At 69.2% G+C, this 17009-nt stretch carries 13 protein-coding genes; 6 read left to right on the top strand and 7 right to left on the bottom strand.

From position 1 onward, the window contains the following. The first annotated feature begins 198 nt into the window (after positions 1 to 198). The 3 genes from J4E04_RS06020 to J4E04_RS06030 are packed head-to-tail and all read left to right on the top strand — an operon-like array spanning position 199 to position 2829. Positions 199 to 1749 (top strand): adenylate/guanylate cyclase domain-containing protein, encoded by a 1551-nt coding sequence (locus J4E04_RS06020; protein ID WP_490150156.1) that lies wholly within the window; start codon positions 199 to 201, stop codon positions 1747 to 1749. Positions 1750 to 1780: 31 nt separating this feature from the next. Then, positions 1781 to 2485, top strand: coding sequence for an endonuclease NucS (gene nucS / locus J4E04_RS06025; RefSeq protein ID WP_027505475.1), 705 nt, complete (start codon positions 1781 to 1783; stop codon positions 2483 to 2485). 23 nt (positions 2486 to 2508) lie between these two features. Further along, complete coding sequence (locus tag J4E04_RS06030) at positions 2509 to 2829, top strand: Rv1322 family protein (RefSeq protein ID WP_082544702.1); 321 nt, start codon at positions 2509 to 2511, stop codon at positions 2827 to 2829. 3 nt (positions 2830 to 2832) lie between these two features. Here the strand turns inward: J4E04_RS06030 and J4E04_RS06035 are convergent, their stop codons facing one another. Next, on the bottom strand, positions 2833 to 3801 hold the full coding sequence (locus J4E04_RS06035; RefSeq protein WP_056448957.1) for a coiled-coil domain-containing protein: 969 nt from the start codon (positions 3799 to 3801) through the stop codon (positions 2833 to 2835). 70 nt (positions 3802 to 3871) lie between these two features. After that, positions 3872 to 4348, bottom strand: coding sequence for a methylmalonyl-CoA epimerase (gene mce, locus J4E04_RS06040; RefSeq protein WP_056448954.1), 477 nt, complete (start codon positions 4346 to 4348; stop codon positions 3872 to 3874). 150 nt (positions 4349 to 4498) lie between these two features. Here mce and J4E04_RS06045 point away from each other — a divergent pair, with 150 nt between their 5' ends. Both J4E04_RS06045 and J4E04_RS06050 read left to right on the top strand, forming a co-directional pair. Beyond that, positions 4499 to 4891 (top strand): DUF3817 domain-containing protein, encoded by a 393-nt coding sequence (locus J4E04_RS06045; RefSeq protein WP_082544701.1) that lies wholly within the window; start codon positions 4499 to 4501, stop codon positions 4889 to 4891. Between the two features lie 69 nt (positions 4892 to 4960). Beyond that, positions 4961 to 5842 carry a tetratricopeptide repeat protein gene (locus J4E04_RS06050; RefSeq protein ID WP_056448951.1) on the top strand — a complete coding sequence of 294 codons (882 nt, stop codon included), beginning with the start codon at positions 4961 to 4963 and terminating at the stop codon, positions 5840 to 5842. Here the strand turns inward: J4E04_RS06050 and J4E04_RS06055 are convergent. The 3 genes from J4E04_RS06055 to J4E04_RS06065 are packed head-to-tail and all read right to left on the bottom strand — an operon-like array spanning position 5839 to position 11518. Then, a complete protein-coding gene (locus J4E04_RS06055) occupies positions 5839 to 7302 on the bottom strand; it encodes a neutral zinc metallopeptidase (RefSeq protein WP_490150157.1) in 1464 nt (487 codons plus the stop codon). The genes J4E04_RS06050 and J4E04_RS06055 overlap by 4 nt on opposite strands. Then, positions 7299 to 9515 (bottom strand): 1,4-alpha-glucan branching protein GlgB, encoded by a 2217-nt coding sequence (glgB, locus tag J4E04_RS06060; protein ID WP_490150158.1) that lies wholly within the window; start codon positions 9513 to 9515, stop codon positions 7299 to 7301. The genes J4E04_RS06055 and glgB overlap by 4 nt, the downstream gene beginning before the upstream one ends. After that, positions 9512 to 11518, bottom strand: a complete 2007-nt coding sequence (locus tag J4E04_RS06065) for a maltotransferase domain-containing protein (RefSeq protein WP_056448945.1) — start codon at positions 11516 to 11518, stop codon at positions 9512 to 9514. The genes glgB and J4E04_RS06065 overlap by 4 nt, the downstream gene beginning before the upstream one ends. 238 nt (positions 11519 to 11756) lie before the next feature. On the opposite strand from J4E04_RS06065, the gene glgP reads away from it, so the two are divergent. After that, positions 11757 to 14336, top strand: coding sequence for an alpha-glucan family phosphorylase (glgP, locus tag J4E04_RS06070; protein ID WP_490150159.1), 2580 nt, complete (start codon positions 11757 to 11759; stop codon positions 14334 to 14336). An 18-nt stretch (positions 14337 to 14354) separates the two neighbouring features. On the opposite strand, the gene J4E04_RS06075 is transcribed toward glgP, so the two are convergent. Next, positions 14355 to 16412, bottom strand: coding sequence for an ATP-dependent DNA helicase (locus tag J4E04_RS06075; protein ID WP_308115421.1), 2058 nt, complete (start codon positions 16410 to 16412; stop codon positions 14355 to 14357). A 42-nt stretch (positions 16413 to 16454) separates the two neighbouring features. Then, on the bottom strand, positions 16455 to 17009 hold the full coding sequence (locus J4E04_RS06080) for an isochorismatase family protein (RefSeq protein WP_056448937.1): 555 nt from the start codon (positions 17007 to 17009) through the stop codon (positions 16455 to 16457).

The following is a 17009-nucleotide window of genomic DNA, read 5'->3' on the forward strand; positions in this document are numbered from 1 at the left end:
GGAAGCTAAGCCCTCCAGCGCCGATGGTACTGCACCCGACAGGGTGTGGGAGAGTAGGACACCGCCGAACAACCCTTCCCAGAAAGCCCCCCGACCACCGGTCGGGGGGCTTTCTGCATTCCCGGGTATCGGTGTCCGGACACAGTCCGATCAAGCAGAGTCCCGTCCTACGCGCGCCGGGATAGTCTCGTATCCACCATGCCGCAGAAACCACGACGCTCGATATCGCCTCTGGGCTCCCCGCTGCTCGGGCACACCGAGGAATCACCGCGTCGCCGGCGTATCCGGGTGCAGATTCTGCTCACCGTCTTCCTGCTGGGCGCCAACGCGATCGGCGCCGTGATCGTGGGTGCACTCATCAGCGTGGTCGTGCCGGGGCCGGACGTCGTCACGCCCCGTGAGTACTGGTGGGTGAACTTCATCCTCATCCCGTGCTACCTCGTGGTCGCGTTCCTCATCGGAGTGGGGTGGGGAACCAAGCGGACCGTCAAGGGACTGCGCTGGGCCATCGAGGACCGCGTGCCCACCCGCAAGGAACAGAAGCGCACGCTGGCGATGCCGTGGCGGCTCACCCGGTTGCAGATCGGTCTCTGGATCGGCGGGCTCGTCATCGTCACGACGGCCGACGGCATCATCGATCCCAACTCCATCCCCAAGGTCGCGTTCACCATCGCGTTCGGTGGTGCGACCGTCTGCGCGTTCAGCTACCTGCTGACGGAGTTCGCTCTGCGCCCGGCGGCGGCGCGTGCTCTCGAGGCCGGCGATCTCCGCCGTATCCGTATCGCCGGGGTGATGGGGCGCTCCATCCTCTCGTGGCTCCTGGGTACCGGCGTCCCAGTGGCGGGACTCATGGTCATCGCCATCGCCTCGTTCATCCGCGATGACACCACCGCCGACCAGTTCGCGGTCGCCATCCTCGCGCTCGGCGGCATCACGTTCCTGTTCGGCTTCGCGCTGACGCTGCTCGGCGGTCTGGCGACGACGGCGCCCATCGACAACGTGCGCTCGGCGATGGTCGAGATCGAACGCGGCAACCTCGACGCACGGGTGTCCGTCTACGACGGCACCGAGCTCGGCGAACTGCAGAGCGGCTTCAACCGCATGGCCGAGGGCCTCGCCGAGCGGGACAAGATCCGGGACCTGTTCGGTCGCCATGTCGGCATGGAGGTCGCCGAGGCCGCGCTGAAGAGCAATCCCGAGCTCGGCGGCGAGGAGCGCGACATCGCCGTCTTCTTCATCGACCTGATCGGATCCACGGAGCTGGCGGCCTCCCAGCCCCCGGCGCAGGTGGTGGATCTGTTGAACCGCTTCTTCGACGTGGTGGTCGACGAGGTGGACAAGCATCACGGTTTCGTCAACAAGTTCGAGGGCGATGCGGCGCTCGCCATCTTCGGTGCTCCCGGCGATCTCGACGATCACTGCGGGGAGGCCCTCAGCGCGGCTCGCGCCATCATGCGGCGACTCGAGAACGACGTCCCGGACTGCCAGGCAGCCATCGGTATCGCGTCCGGGCGAGCCGTCGCGGGCAACATCGGTGCGAAGCAACGATTCGAGTACACGGTCATCGGTGATCCGGTGAACGAGGCGGCCCGGTTGTCCGAGCTCGCCAAGTCTGCGGACGGGCGTCTGGTGGCGTCGGCACGCACGGTGGAGCACGCCCACAATCAGTCGAGTGACGAGTGGTCGTTCGGCAAGAGCGTGACGTTGCGGGGGCGGTCGGAAGAGACGCAGCTCGCGACCCCTGCCTGACGGCGGCCCACACGGTCGATAGGGTGGCCCGGTGCGTCTGGTCATTGCTCGGTGTCAGGTCGACTACGTCGGCCGGTTGACGGCCCATCTGCCGTGGGCGAAGCGTCTACTGCTCGTCAAGTCCGACGGATCCGTGAGCGTCCACGCGGACGATCGGGCGTACAAGCCGCTCAACTGGATGACGCCGCCTTGCTGGCTGGTCGAGAACCCTGCAGAGGCTCTCCCTGCCGACGGCGACGTCGTGCCCGCGGACCGACAGCTGTGGGTCGTGACCAACAAGGCCGGCGAGGAACTGCGCATCACGATCGAGGACATCGAACTCGACAGCAGCCACGAGCTGGGTGTCGATCCGGGTCTGACCAAGGACGGCGTCGAGTCCCATCTGCAGGAACTGCTCGCCGAGCACGTGCACACGCTCGGTGACGGGTACACCCTGGTACGCCGGGAGTACCCGACGGCGATCGGACCCGTGGACCTTCTGTGCCGCGCCGAGGACGGTGCGACGGTCGCGGTGGAGATCAAGCGTCGAGGAGACATCGACGGTGTCGAGCAGCTGACTCGCTATCTCGAACTCCTGAACCGTGATCCACTGCTGGCTCCGGTGCGGGGCGTGTTCGCGGCCCAGCAGATCAAGCCGCAGGCGAAGACGCTCGCGGAGGATCGCGGGATTCGTTGCCTCACACTGGACTACGACTCGCTCCGCGGAATCGAATCGTCCGCGTTCACGCTCTTCTGACGCGGTCGCCTACCATCGGTCGAGTGCCGAGACGCAACAACCAACGAGCCGGCCGGTCGGGCCGACCTGGGCGACCCGCGCCGACGTTCGGTGACGCCACGGCGCGAGTGGAGCGCGGCCCGTCCTTCGACGGCGACGAGGAGTACGTCGTGCGCCCGATTCCCGGCGCTCGTGCGACCAAGACCTATCGGTGCCCCGGCTGCGACCACGAGATCATGCCCGGTGTGGCGCACGTGGTCGTCTGGCCCGCCGAGAAACTCGGCGGACCCGACGACAGGCGGCACTGGCACACGGGTTGCTGGTCCGGACGCGGTACCCGCGGGCTCACCCGCAGGTGGTCCTGACTCTCAGGACTGGGTCGAGCTCGACTGGCCGTTCGAGGAGCGCTCGGTCGACGTCTCGGCCGGTGCATCGTCGAGGAGTGACTCGTCGATCTCGAGATCGTCCGGCGCCAACGGTGCGTCGAGCAGTTCGCTCTCCCGGTTGACCGAGGCGAGCATGGCCGGCACGGAATCGAGTTGGCCGCGGATGCCGAGCAGCTGAGCGAGCACCCGGCCACGCAGGACTCGCAGTTCCTCGGCGAGCTCCTTGGCGTGAGCGATGCGGCGCTCCGACTGCTCGGTGGCGGCCTGGAGCCGACGCTTGGCCTCGGCGGTGGCATCGGCGAGCCGACGATCCGCCTCGGCCTTGGAGTCGGCTTCGAGCTCGTCGACGGCGTTCATCACCTTGGTGCGGCGATCGGCCATCGTGATCTCGAAGTCCTCCTGCACCGCGGCGCGCTTCTTCTCGGCCTCGGCGGCGAGGCGATCACGCTCGGCCTGCGCCTCCTCGACGATGCGGGCGGCGGCTGTGCGTGCCTCGGCCATGGTCTGCTCGTGCTCGGTCTCGAGTGCGGACCGTCGGTCCTTGAGCTCGGCGACCAGGCCCTCGTACTCGCCGCGCATGCGGGTGGCGTCCTGCTCGGCCACGGACACGAGTTCGGCAGCGTCGGCCTCGGCCTTGGCGCGCACCTCGGACGCCTCGTCCGAGGCGAGTCGCAGCATGCGAGAGATGCGATCGCTCATGCCCTCGGCGGTGGTCGGGGGGACCGAGAGCCGATCGATGTCCTTACGGAGATCGTCGATCTCGTCGCGGGCGTCCTCGAGCTGGACCGCGAGATCGCGGGCCTGCGCGGCCGCCGCGTCGCGATCGGTCGCGATGACGCGGAGCTCGGCATCGAACCGCTCGAAGTACCGCTGGACCTCGTCCTTGTCGTACCCCTTGCGGACCACGCTGAAGGGCAGGGAGCTGCTACCGCTGACGTTCTCTGGTGCCATGCGGACAACCTACCGTCACGCGCCCCGTTTCGGCCGTCGGGTGCTGATCACGACGGGTTCCGGGGAGGGGTCAGCTCGCGGCGGGCTCGACCAGTTCGACGAGGACGCCGCCGGCATCCTTGGGGTGCACGAAATTGATCCGGGAATCGGCGGTACCGCGGCGGGGAGCGTCGTACAGCAACCGGGCACCACGCTCGCGGAGGAACGCCGCGGTCTTCTCGACGTCGCGGACGCGGAAGGCGAGCTGCTGCAGGCCGGGACCGTTCCGGTCGAGGAACTTGGCGATGGTCGACGTCTCGTCGAGGGGAGCGAGGAGCTGGATCTGCGCGGCGCCGTCGGCGGCACCGGGAACGGAGATCATCGCCTCGACGACACCCTGGCTCTCGTTGACCTCGCGGTGGGTCACCGTCATCCCGAAGTGGTCCCGGTAGAACTCGAGGGCGACGTCGAGGTCGGCCACTGCGATCCCCACGTGGTCGATGGCCGTCACGAGGCCTGCCGTCACCGCGTCCGCGGTCGCCGTCGTGTGCTCGTCGGTGGTCGTCATACTTTGACGTTAGACCTTTTTTCCGGCAGTTCGGGCGTGGTCTGGGTCACAATCGATCGTCGGCATCTCTGGACGACCGCCAACTCTGTGTGGCCAAGGCGACGCCGCCGATGGTCGAGGACCGTTCACCGACTGCGGCAGAATGGACACATGGCCGACAACCAGCTCTCCAGCACCGCACCTGCCGCGTCCTCCACGGTCTCGCAGCCGCCGATCGTGCGGTGGTTCCGCGTCGTGGCGGTCGCGGAAGCCGTCACCTGGGTCGCGCTGCTCATCGGCATGGCTGTCAAGTACGTCCCCGACCCCAACATCGACAGTGGTGTCCGGATCCCGGGCATGCTGCACGGCGCGGTCTTCGTCCTGTACCTCGTGATCACCGTGCTGACCGCCCTCGCGTTGCGGTGGAGCAAGGGCGTCACGGTGCTCGCACTCCTCGCGAGCATCCCGCCCTTCGGCACCATCGTCTTCGAGGTGTGGGCGTCGAGGACCGGACGTCTGGTTCGATCGGCCGGAGCCGCATCGCCGCGGGCCGCGGCGGAGTGACAAAATAACCTCGTGACTCGACCCGGATCTCGCCCACCAGTACGTCCGTCGGCCGCGGCAGCCGCCGCCATGTCCGGCGCGGTCGACCTCTCGGCGCTCAAGGCCAAGGCGCAGGCCGCGTCCGCGCCGCCGTCTCCCACCGCCGCCAACGGTCTCGCGGTCTCCGTCACGGTGACGGAGGTGGACTTCGAGGCCGAGGTGTTGGTGCGCTCGAGCCAGGTCCCCGTGATCGTCAATCTGCTGTCGCCGCGCTCCCCGCAGTCGCTGCAGCTGACGCAGTCCCTCGAGGCCCTCGCGGTCGAGGGTGACGGCGCCTGGGTGCTCGCCAACGTCGACGTCGACGTCAATCCGCGCATCGCGCAGGCCTTCGGCGTGCAGGCCGTTCCCACGCTGGTCGCCGTCGCAGCAGGCCAGCCCCTCGCGGATCTGCAGGGCCTGCAGCCCGAGGAGAGCCTGCGTGAGTGGTTGGCGGCCATCGCCCGCGCCGTCGAGGGGAAGCTGACCGGTGTCCCGAACGCCGACGAACCGGCCCCCGAGCCCGAGGACCCGCGCTTCGACGCAGCCGAGGCCGCGCTCGCCGAGGGTGACCTCGCGGGTGCCGAGGCGGCCTTCCAGGAGATCGTCGACGCCGAGCCGGCCAACAAGCAGGCATTGAACGGCGTGCGTCAGGTCCGATTCCTGGCACGCGTCCAGGGGCTGCCGGACGACATCGTCGAGCAGGCCGACGCGGCGCCGGACGACGTCGATCTCGGTCTCCAGGCGGCCGACGCGTTGCTGTATCAGCAGCGGACCGAGGACTCGTTCGCTCGTGTCGTGGAGCTGGTCCGGCGCACGCGCGAGGACGACCGCGCCCGTGCTCGCGCCCGGTTGCTGGAATTGTTCGAGCTCTTCGACCCGGCGGATCCGCTGGTGGTCACCGCTCGACGCAAGCTGGCGTCCGCCCTCTACTAGGAGTAGCGGCCGTCGCACGCCTCCCGGCCGCCCAGCACGCCCCAGCGGAACGCGTCGACGCGCGCGAAGCCGCTGGGGACCGTGCGACCGTCCACGTCGCTCGCGGCGAGCCCGTCCGACAACAGACCCGAGACCGCCTCGTCGAGGTCGCCCGGTGACAGTGTCACCGTCGACCTCTGCGCCGCGGCCGTGTCGGAGGGACTCAGCGCTGCGGTGACCACTCCCGACAGGCACGCCGACCGGAGCGCGGCTCGGGCGTCCGTCAGGCCCTGGCCGGCCTCGTTCTGCACGGCCAGCACGTACCGGGAGACGAAGAGGACATAGGCGCCGTAGTCACCGGTGACGTCGAGCGGCACGATGTCGTCCTCGCTCACCTCGGTGGGACGTCCGCGATCGGCCAGCGCGTCGACCGAGATACCGATCGTGTTGGTGGAGGGGCAGTAGGAGACCGGTTCGGTGGTGAGCGCGTCCGCGCACCCGGTGTCGGCGCCGGAGTAGTCGACCGTCGGGGGATCCGTGGTGGGCATCACCTGTTCGAACGTCGCGGCGAACTGCTCGAGCGAGTCCTGCGTGACGGGGAGCTCGCCGGTGTCGAGAGGGCTGTCGAACTGTTGGGGAAGGGTCGAGCGCCGCGACTCGACCTCCTTCTCGTCGATGCGCGTGCAGGCCCCGGCGCCGTCGGTGAAGCCGATCTGGGCGGCGGTGACCCGTTCGAACGCGGAGCCGTGCACCGAGTCGGGATCACCGGGGTCGACGTCGCGAACGGCCACGGTGGCCGCGAGGACGTCGTTCAACCCGTCCGAGGTGTTGAGCGTGAAGTGGGTCGAGTCGCCCTCGGCGACATGGCGCATGAAGGCGCCCGCGAAGCAGTCTGCCTGTTGCTCGGCGACGATGGTCGGGTCGTCGTCCCCGACGAGGCCGGACTGCGTCTGCACGGCGTGGCCATACTCGTGGGCGAGCACCATGACCACCGACATGGGTCCGAAGGCGTCGATCATGGCCGGCATGAGCAGACCACGGTCCCAGCCGATGCTGTCGTCGAGTGAGCAGTATCCGGCGTTGGCGAGTCCGTCCGTCGGTTCGCTGCAGAAGAGCGGACCCTCGCCGGCGTCGGCGGTGGCGTCCCAGGACACCAGCGACCGGACGGGCTGGAAGGATCCGCGGAACAGCGTCGAGTACGTGGTGCGCCAGAACTTCTGGATGTCGTCCACGGCATCCGTCGCGAGCAGGTCGACGTCCGTTCCGGCTGCGCCGTCGACGTCGAGCTGGGCATGGGAGACACCGGGTCTCGGGCCGGACGGGCCGTCCGTGACGGGGAGACCGGCGACGGTGAAGGGGTCGTCGTAGATGGAGACGGGGGAGCCCGTCACCACCGCGCCACACGAGGTGAGCGCAGTGGTGACGGCGAGTGCGAGGAGGCTCGCGGACCAGCCGAACCGGACGCGAGCCCCGCGCATCATCTCTCCAGTCTGAGCCAGATCGCTCCGTAGGGCGGAAGGGCGACCCGAGCGGATGCCGGACGACCGTGCCACGAGTGCTCGGTCGCGGTGACCTCACCGAGGTTGCCCACTCCCGAACCGCCGTAGACCTCCGCGTCGGTGTTGAGGATCTCGACCCATCGGCCCGGCTCGGGTAATCCAACACGATAGTCGCCGTGCGGGGAACCGGAGAAGTTGAACAGGCAGGCCGTGACCGAGCCGTCGTCGCCGAAGCGCAGGAAGCTCAGCACGTTGTTCGCGGTGTCGTTGGCGTCGATCCACGAGAAGCCGCTGGGCGAGCCGTCCTGTGTCCAGAACTCCGGGCCCGCGACGTACGTGCGGTTGAGGTCGCCGACCAGTTGCTGCACACCGCGGTGCAGCGAGCCGCTTCCCTCGTCGCCGATCTCCCACCAGTCGAGGCCGCGCTCGTCGGACCACTCGGCGGTCTGGCCGAACTCCTGGCCCATGAACAGCAGTTGCTTGCCGGGATGCGCCCACATGTAGGCGAGCATGCCGCGCAGACCCGCGGCCTTCGCCCAGTCGTCACCCGGCATGCGGGACCAGAGCGTGCCCTTCCCGTGCACGACCTCGTCGTGGCTGATGGGCAGCACGAAGTTCTCGCTCCAGGCGTAGACCAGGGAGAACGTGACCTCGTGGTGGTGGTACGCGCGGTGGATCGGATCGCGCCCGATGTACCCGAGCGTGTCGTGCATCCAGCCCATGTTCCACTTCATGGAGAAGCCGAGGCCGCCCACGCTGGTGGGACGCGTGACGCCGGGCCACGAGGTCGACTCCTCGGCCACGGTGACGACGCCGCGGTGCAGCTTGTGCACGGTCGCGTTCATCTCCTGCAGGAACGCCACGGCCTCGAGATTCTCGCGACCGCCGTAGATGTTGGGGCTCCACCCACCCTCGGGGCGCGAGTAGTCCAGGTAGAGCATCGACGCGACCGCGTCGACGCGGAGCCCGTCGATGTGGAACTCCTCGATCCAGTACAGCGCGTTGGCGACGAGGAAGTTGCGCACCTCGGTACGACCGAAGTCGAAGACGTAGGTGCCCCAGTCCAACTGCTCGCCTCGCTGCGGGTCGCCGTGCTCGTAGAGCGGGGAGCCGTCGAACCGCGCGAGGGCCCAGTCGTCCTTGGGGAAGTGCGCCGGGACCCAGTCGACGATGACACCGATGCCGTCACGGTGCAGGAGGTCGACGAAGGCGCGGAAGTCGTCGGGGGAGCCGAAGCGCGACGTCGGTGCGTAGTACGAGGTGACCTGGTATCCCCACGATCCACCGAAGGGGTGTTCGGCGACGGGCAGCAGCTCGACGTGGGTGAAGCCGGTCTCGCGTACGTGAGCCGAGAGCTGTTCCGCCAGTTCGCGATAGTTCAGTCCGGGGCGCCAGGAGGCGAGATGCACCTCGTACACGCTCATCGGCGCCCGGTGCGGTTCCAGCTCGGCGCGGGCGGTGATCCAGTCACCGTCCGACCACTCGTACGACGACTGGTTCACGACCGACGCCGTCGACGGCGGGACCTCGGTGGCGAAGGCCATCGGGTCGGCCTTGTCCTTCACCGAGCCGTCCTTGCCGTGTACCCGGAACTTGTACAGCGTGCCGGCGCCGATGTCGGGGACGAACAGCTCCCACACACCGGTGGTGCCGAGCACGCGCATCGGCCAGGTCTGTCCGCCCCAGCCGTCGAACTCGCCGACGACGGTGACGCCGACGGCGCCCGGGGCCCACACCGCGAACGAGGTGCCGTTCACGGGTCCGTCGGGCGTGGTGTAGCTCTGCAGATGCGCTCCGAGGATGTCCCAGAGTCGTTCGTGGCGCCCCTCTCCGAAGAGATGGAGATCGAGCTCGCCGAGGGTCGGCAGGAAGCGGTAGCCGTCGGCGACGGTCACCTGGTGACCGCCCGGGTACTCGACGCGGAGCCGGTAGTCCGCGAGGTCCTCCACCGGCACCAGGGCCGAGAACACACCGTGCGCGACGTGTGTGAGCTCGTGGTCCTTCCCGCCGATGACCGCGGTGACGCTGAGAGCGTTGGGACGCAACGCCCGGATGGCGGTGCCGCCCGGCATGGGGTGCGCGCCGAGAACGGAGTGGGGGTCGTGGTGCTGCCCGCGGGCGAGCAGCGAGAGGTCGTGATCACCGGGAGCGGCGAGGGTGTCCGTGCTCGCGCCGGGGGTGGTGCGTTCCGTCATGAGATCTCCTTCCGGAAGGCGAGTTCGGTGCGGGCGGGGAACGGGACGGGCGGCAGCGCCAGGATGTGGGCGACCGACCGCCACGGCTCGAGCTTGACGTAGTTGGCCTGGCCCCACTGGAACTGCTGACCGCTGACCTCGTCGGTGACCGTCAGGTGCTCCTGCCAGTCGCGGCCGATCTGCGGCATGTCGAGCCAGACGGTGCCTTCCTCGGCGCCGAACGGGTTCAGGTTGATCACGACCAGCACCGCGTCACCGGTCACCGCGTCGAACTTCGAGTAGGCGATGATCGCGTCGTTGTCGACGTGGTGAAAGTGGATGTTGCGCAACTGCTGCAACGCCGGGTGCGCCTTGCGGACGGCGTTGAGCATGGTCAACCACGGCTCGAGCGATTCGCCGCGAGCCCGTGCGCCTTCGAAGTCGCGGGGGCGCAACTCGAATTTCTCCGTGTCGAGGTACTCCTCGCTGCCCTCGCGCACCGGAACGTGTTCGTAGAGTTCGTATCCCGAGTACACGCCCCACGTGGGGGACAGGGTGGCGGCGAGAGCGGCACGCAGCGCGAACATGCCGGGGCCGCCCTTCTGCAGGCTCTCGTGGAGGATGTCCGGCGTGTTGACGAACAGGTTGGGTCGACCCAGATCGGCCTTGGCGGCGATCTCCTGTCCGAACTCCGTGAGCTCCCACTTGGCCGTGCGCCACGTGAAGTACGTGTAGGACTGCGTGAAACCGCGTCGCGCGAGACCGTAGAGCCGCGCGGGACGCGTGAACGCCTCGGCGAGGAAGAGCACGTCGGGGTGCGTCTTCTTGACCTCGGCGATGAGCCACTCCCAGAAGTCCGGTGGCTTGGTGTGCGGATTGTCGACCCGGAAGATCTTGACTCCCTGGCTGATCCAGAACTTGACGACGCGCAGCACCTCCGCGTAGATGCCCTTGCGATCGTTGTCGAAGTTGACCGGGTAGATGTCCTGGTACTTCTTGGGCGGGTTCTCCGCGTAGGCGATGGTGCCGTCGGGGAGCACGGTGAACCAGTCGGGATGTGCGGCGGCCCAGGGGTGGTCCGGGGCGCACTGCAGGGCGAGGTCCAGGGCGATCTCGAGGCCGAGCTTGCGCGCGGCCGTGACGAGTGCGCGGAACTCCTTGACCGTCCCCAGCTCGGGATGCACCGCGTCGTGGCCGCCCTCGGACGAGCCGATGGCCCACGGCGAGCCCACGTCGGTGGGTCCCGGAGTCAGAGTGTTGTTGCGGCCCTTGCGATTCACCTTGCCGATCGGATGGATCGGCGGGAAGTAGACGACGTCGAAGCCCATGGCCGCCACGCGGGGGAGCGCGCCGATGGTGGTCTCGAACGTGCCGTGGCGAGGAGTGCCGTCCTCGTTCCAGCCGCCCGTGGAGCGGGGGAAGAGCTCGTACCACGATCCGACGAGTGCCTCGCGGCGGTCGACCCAGACGTTGATCGCCTCGCCGCGCGTCACCAGCTCGCGCAGCGGCGTCTCGTGCAGGATCTCGCGCACCTCGGGCGTGAACGCCGGTGCGACGCGTGACGGCAGCGGTGCGTCGCTCCGCAGCGCCGTCACGACGTTCTCGAGCAGGGGCTTCTCCGAGCGACCGACGTTCTTCGCGGCGCGTTCGAACAGGCGTGCGCCGGTCTCGAGATCGTTGGCCAGTTCGGCCGGCCCCTGGCCCACGCCGAGTTTCGCCTCGACCGCATGCATCCAGGTGGCGATCGGATCACCCCAGCCCTCGATGCGGGCGATCCAGAAGCCTTCGGCGTCGGGAGTGAACACACCGTGGAAGATGTCCGGCTGCTCGCCGGGGACCATCGGGATGTGGACCGACTTGCCCTGGCCGGGCCCGCGAACCGCCAACGTCGCGTTGACGGCGTCGTGCCCCTCGCGCCACACCGCGGCCGTGATCGGGAATGTCTCTCCCACAACGGCCTTGGCGGGATACTTACCGGACGATGTGTTGGGTAGTACGTCGTCGATGCCGATACGGCCTGTCACCGAAGCCCCTTTTCTGCTGGTTGTCGCAGTTCTGTCGATGTCGGGTTGTCGGGCTGAGCTCGAAGTCAACCGTAGACGAGATGCCCCGGTCTTTCTCGAAACCGACCGAGAGCACCGACGCGACCTGCGGACGAGGCACGCGGCAGTCTCGGACGCCACCGGGAGAAGTACCCGAACGGCTCCTCGGCAAACGCGGAACCACGGTGCGCGGCGGTCGCCCGCAGTAGTCTTCGGAATCGTGAAAGCACTCCGCAGATTCACCGTCCGCGCGCAGCTCCCGGCCCGACTCTCCGGACTCGCCGAACTGTCCGTCAACCTGCGATGGTCGTGGCATCCGCCGACCCTGGAGCTGTTCGAGAGCATCGATCCGGACCTGTGGGTCAGTGGTGACCGCGATCCGGTGCGCATCCTCGGCGAGGTGCGCTCGTCCCGCCTCGAGGACCTGGCGAACGACGACGCGTTCGTCCAGCGCGTGGATGATCTCGTCGCCGATCTGCACCTCTACCTGGCGCAACCCCGATGGTTCCAGCAGCAGGTCGACTCCGGTGCGGATCTGCCGGTGGGCATCGCGTACTTCTCGATGGAGTTCGGCGTCTCCGAGGTGCTGCCCAACTACTCCGGTGGTCTCGGCATCCTCGCCGGCGATCACCTCAAGGCCGCGTCCGATCTGGGGTTGCCCCTCATCGGCGTGGGCCTGCTGTACCGCTCCGGGTACTTCCGCCAGTCGCTGACGGCCGACGGCTGGCAGGCCGAGCGGTATCCGTCCCTCGACCCGCAGGGTCTGCCGCTGCGACTGCTCACCGACGAGTCCGATTCCCCGGTGCTCGTCCACGTCGCGATGCCGGGCGACCGCGTGCTGCGCGCGCGTATCTGGATCGCCCAGGTCGGACGCATCCCGCTGCTGCTGCTGGACTCCGACATCGCCGACAACGATCCCGAGCTGCGCGGCGTGACCGATCGTCTCTACGGCGGCGATCAGGACCACCGGGTGAAGCAGGAGATCCTGGCCGGGGTCGGCGGCGTCCGCGCCGTGCGTGCCTACACCGAGTACCACTCGCTTCCCGCGCCCAGCGTCTTCCACATGAACGAGGGCCACGCCGGCTTCCTCGGTCTCGAGCGCATCCGTGAACTGCACGCGGGCGGGCTGGACTTCGATTCCGCGCTCGCCGCGGTGCGAGCGTCCACCGTCTTCACGACGCACACTCCCGTGCCCGCCGGTATCGACCGCTTCCCCGCGGAACTGGTGCGCCTCTACTTCGGAGACGGCACGGCGGAGTCGTCGCTGCTGCCCGGCATCGAGATGGAACGCATCCTCGAACTCGGCCGCGAGAGCGACCCCGCGGTGTTCAACATGGCCCACATGGGGCTGCGGTCGGCGCAGCGCGCGAACGGAGTCTCCAAGCTCCACGGCATCGTCAGTCGCGGCATGTTCGACGAACTCTGGCCCGGATTCGACGCGTCCGACGTCCCCATCGGCTCGGTCACCAACGGCGTGCACGCACCGACGTGGGCGTCGCAGCGGTGGCTCGACCTCGCGGCGCGCACGGTGGGAACCCGCACGATGGAGGAGGCGCAGGGCTGGGAGCAGCTGGCCGAGGTCTCCGCATCGGACCTGTGGGAGACGCGTTCGGCGCTGCGGTCCGATCTGGTCGCGGAAGTGCGCCGCCGCGTGCGCCACTCGGCCCTCGAGCGCGGGTCCACCGACGCCGAACTCGCGTGGACGGACGACGTGTTCGACCCGTCGGTGCTCACGGTCGGATTCGCGCGCCGTGTCCCCACCTACAAGCGACTGACGTTGATGCTGCGGCAACCGGAGCGCCTGCGCGCCATGCTGCTCGATCCGGTCTGCCCGGTACAGCTGGTGGTGGCCGGCAAGTCGCACCCCGCGGACGACGGTGGCAAGGCGCTGATCCAGCAGATCGTGCGATTCGCCGATCAGCACGACGTTCGGCACCGCATCGTCTTCCTGCCCGACTACGACATGTCGATGGCCCGCTACCTCTACTGGGGATGCGACGTCTGGCTCAACAACCCGTTGCGGCCGCTCGAGGCGTGCGGCACCTCGGGCATGAAGTCCGCTCTCAACGGTGGACTGAACCTCTCCATCCGGGACGGATGGTGGGACGAGATGTACGACGGGGAGAACGGCTGGGCCATCCCCACCGCCGACGGCGTCGTCGACGAGAACCGCCGCGACGATCTCGAGGCCGCGGCGCTGTACGAGTTGCTCGAGAAGTCGGTGCTCCCCAAGTTCTACGACCGGGGCGACGACGGGTTGCCGGCGCGCTGGGTCGAGATGGTGCGGCACACCCTCACGGTCACGGGCCCGAAGGTGTTGGCGTCCAGGATGGTTCGCGACTACACGCAGCAGTACTACGGTCCCGCCACCCGGGCGGGTGCGGCGGCGATCTCCGACGACTACGCCGGTGCGAAGGCCATGGCCGACTATCGGCGCCGCGTCGATGCGGCGTGGCCCGCGGTCACGGTGACCGACGTCGAGGCGGACGGGCTGCCGGACACCCCGGTGCTGGGTTCGACACTCACCCTGTCCGCGACGGTGGGGCTCGGCGGACTCGGCCCGTCGGACGTGTCCGTGCAGGCCGTGTTCGGCCACGTCGATCAGGACGAGCAGCTCGGCGACGTCGTGACGGTCCCGATGCTGCACCAGGGATCGGCCGCGGGCGGCGAGCGGTTCCTCGCCGACACGACGCTGCCGCTCTCCGGGTCGGTCGGATACACGGTGCGGGTCCTGCCGCACCATCCGCTGCTCGCGGGAGACGCCGAGCTCGGTCGGGTGGCGGGTCCGTCCCCGATGTAGGTCCCTGCGGGTCCAGGTTCAGGTCTGGGTGGCGGTGAGGCGCGTCAGCGCCTTGCGCACGATCTCCGGGTCCGTCGTCTCCCAGAACGGTGGGAGCGACGCCCGGAGGTAGCCGCCGTATCGCGCCGTGGCCAGTCGGGAGTCGAGCACGGCGACGACGCCCTTGTCGTCGACGCTGCGGAGCAGTCGGCCGACACCCTGGGCCAGCAGTAGCGCCGCGTGGTTCGCGGCGACGGCGAGGAACCCGTTGCCTCCGCGCGACTCGACGGCGCGCTGCCGCGCCACCAGCAGCGGATCGTCGGGTCGCGGGAACGGGATGCGGTCGACGATCACGAGGGTCAGTGACCGACCGGGGACGTCGACGCCCTGCCACAGGGAGAGCGTGCCGAACAGTGACGTGGCCTCGTCCTGCGCGAAGCGCTCGACCAGGGCGCCGGTGGCGTCGTCGCCCTGGCACAGCACGGGGGTGTCCAGCCGTTCGCGCATCTCGGCCGCCGCGGCCTTCGCCGCCCGCATCGACGAGAACAGGCCCAGAGTGCGGCCACCCGCGGCGCGCACGAGCCCCGCTATCTCGTCGAGCTGACTCGGCGACGTACCGTCGCGCCCCGGTGCGGTGAGGTGCTTGGCGATGTAGAGGATGCCGGCCCTGCCGTGGTCGAACGGCGATCCCACGTCGAGCGAGTTCCACCGGAACGTGTCCGCGTCGGACGGTGCCTCGGTGCCGGTCGCGAGGGCCGCGTCGACGCGGGTGGGGTTGGCGGCCGGCAGACCCCAGTTGACGGCGAGACCGTCGAACGAGCCGCCCACGGTGAGCGTCGCGGAGGTGAGGACCACGGTCGACTCCGCGAACAGCCGGGTCCGGAGCAGTCCGCCGACGGACAGCGGTGCCACCCGGACCACCCGCTTCACGACGCCGCGGAACTCGTCGACGGCCAACCACACCACGTCCCGCCGCTTCGCGGGATCGCTCTCCTCGTAAGTCTCGAGGATGCGCACCGCGGTGTCGTGCACGTCGTCGATGGCGGCGAGAGCCGCGGTCCGCGCGGCCGCCGCGTCGGGGTCCGCGGCGGCGCCGCCCTGCTTGGCCGGCCCGATGGCCGTGCGCACGGCCCACGCGGCGTCGCGGATGCTCGCGATCGTCTGGGACGCGCCGGGGGGCAACTCCTCCCAGCGTCCGCCCTCGAGTTCGTCGAGCAACGCGGCGAAACCCTCTGCGGCGCCGGCCAGTCGGTCGAGAATCTCGTCCTCCACGAGCTTCCCGCAGCGACGCATGGCGGCGCCGACCGCGGTCGCGGACATCTCCGCCGTCGCCGCGGACGTCACCCGGTCCACGAGCTCGTGCGCCTCGTCCACCACGACGACGTCGTGTTCGGGCAGCACCGAGATGCCGGTGATCGCGTCGATGGCGAGCATCGCGTGATTGGTGACGACGACGTCGGCGCGCGCCGCGTCCACCCGAGCGAGCTCGGCGAAGCAGTCCTCGCCGTAGGGGCAGCGCGACTTCCCCAGACACTCGCGGGAGGTCACGCTCATCTGCCGCCAGGCCTGATCGGACACGCCCGGGTTCAGCTCGTCGCGGTCACCGGTCTCGGTGTCCGAGGACCACTCGGTGATGCGCTTGACCTCACGGCCGAGCCGCGACACGGCGAAGGCGTCGAACAGCTCCTCCTCCGGGGCGTCGGACGGTGCGCCGTGCAGTTTGTTGAGGCACAGGTAGTTGCCGCGGCCCTTGAGGATCGCGAATGTCGGTTCGTGCGCGAGGGCCGTGGTGAGAGCCTTCGACAGACGCGGCAGGTCGCGGTCGACCAGCTGACGCTGCAGCGCGATGGTCGCCGTGGACACGACGACGGTCTTCCCCGACGTCACGGCGTGCCGCAGCGACGGAACCAGGTAGGCGAGCGACTTGCCGGTGCCGGTGCCCGCCTGCACCGCGAGGTGCTCGCCGGTGTCGATGCTGTGCGCGACGGCCGAGGCCATGGTGAGCTGGGCCGTGCGCTCGGTGCCGCCGAGCGCCGTCACCGCGGTGCTGAGCAGACTCGGAACGGTGGGTAACTCGGACTTCGACTTCGGCGGCACCGTGCGAGGTTACGCCGGTGTGCCGACGCGTCGGGCTCTCGGTCAGCGGTCGGCGTGTACACCCTCGTCGGCGAGTTCCGCGAGAACTGCCGGCACCGTCGTGGGGCTCACCGCGGCGCAGTAGTCCAGCAGCACCGTCGTCTCGAAGCCGGCGCGCGCGGCGTCGCGGGCCGTGGCGCGGACGCAGTGATCGGTGGCCAGGCCGACGACGTGGACGGCGTCGATGTTCCGAGCGCGGAGCCACTCCGCGAGGCCTGTGCCGGACTCGTCGGCACCCTCGAAACCGGAGTAGGCCGCGTCGTACTCGCCCTTCGAGAAGACTGCCTCGATCGGGGTGAGGTCGAGATCGGGGTGGAAGTCGCAGCCGGGTGTGCCGACGACGCAGTGCCGCGGCCAGCTGTCGACGTAGTCCGGGGTCTCGGAGAAGTGGGCGCCGGGGTCGATGTGGTGATCACGTGTCGCGACGACGGCGTCGTAGCTCGCGCCGGCGACGAGCGTGCTGACGGCGGCGGCGACTCGCGCCCCGCCTTCGACGGCCAGCGAGCCGCCCTCACAGAAATCGTTCTGGACGTCGACGACGACGAGTGCGGTGGCCAC

Source organism: Rhodococcus sp. NFXS4 (assembly GCF_058139645.1).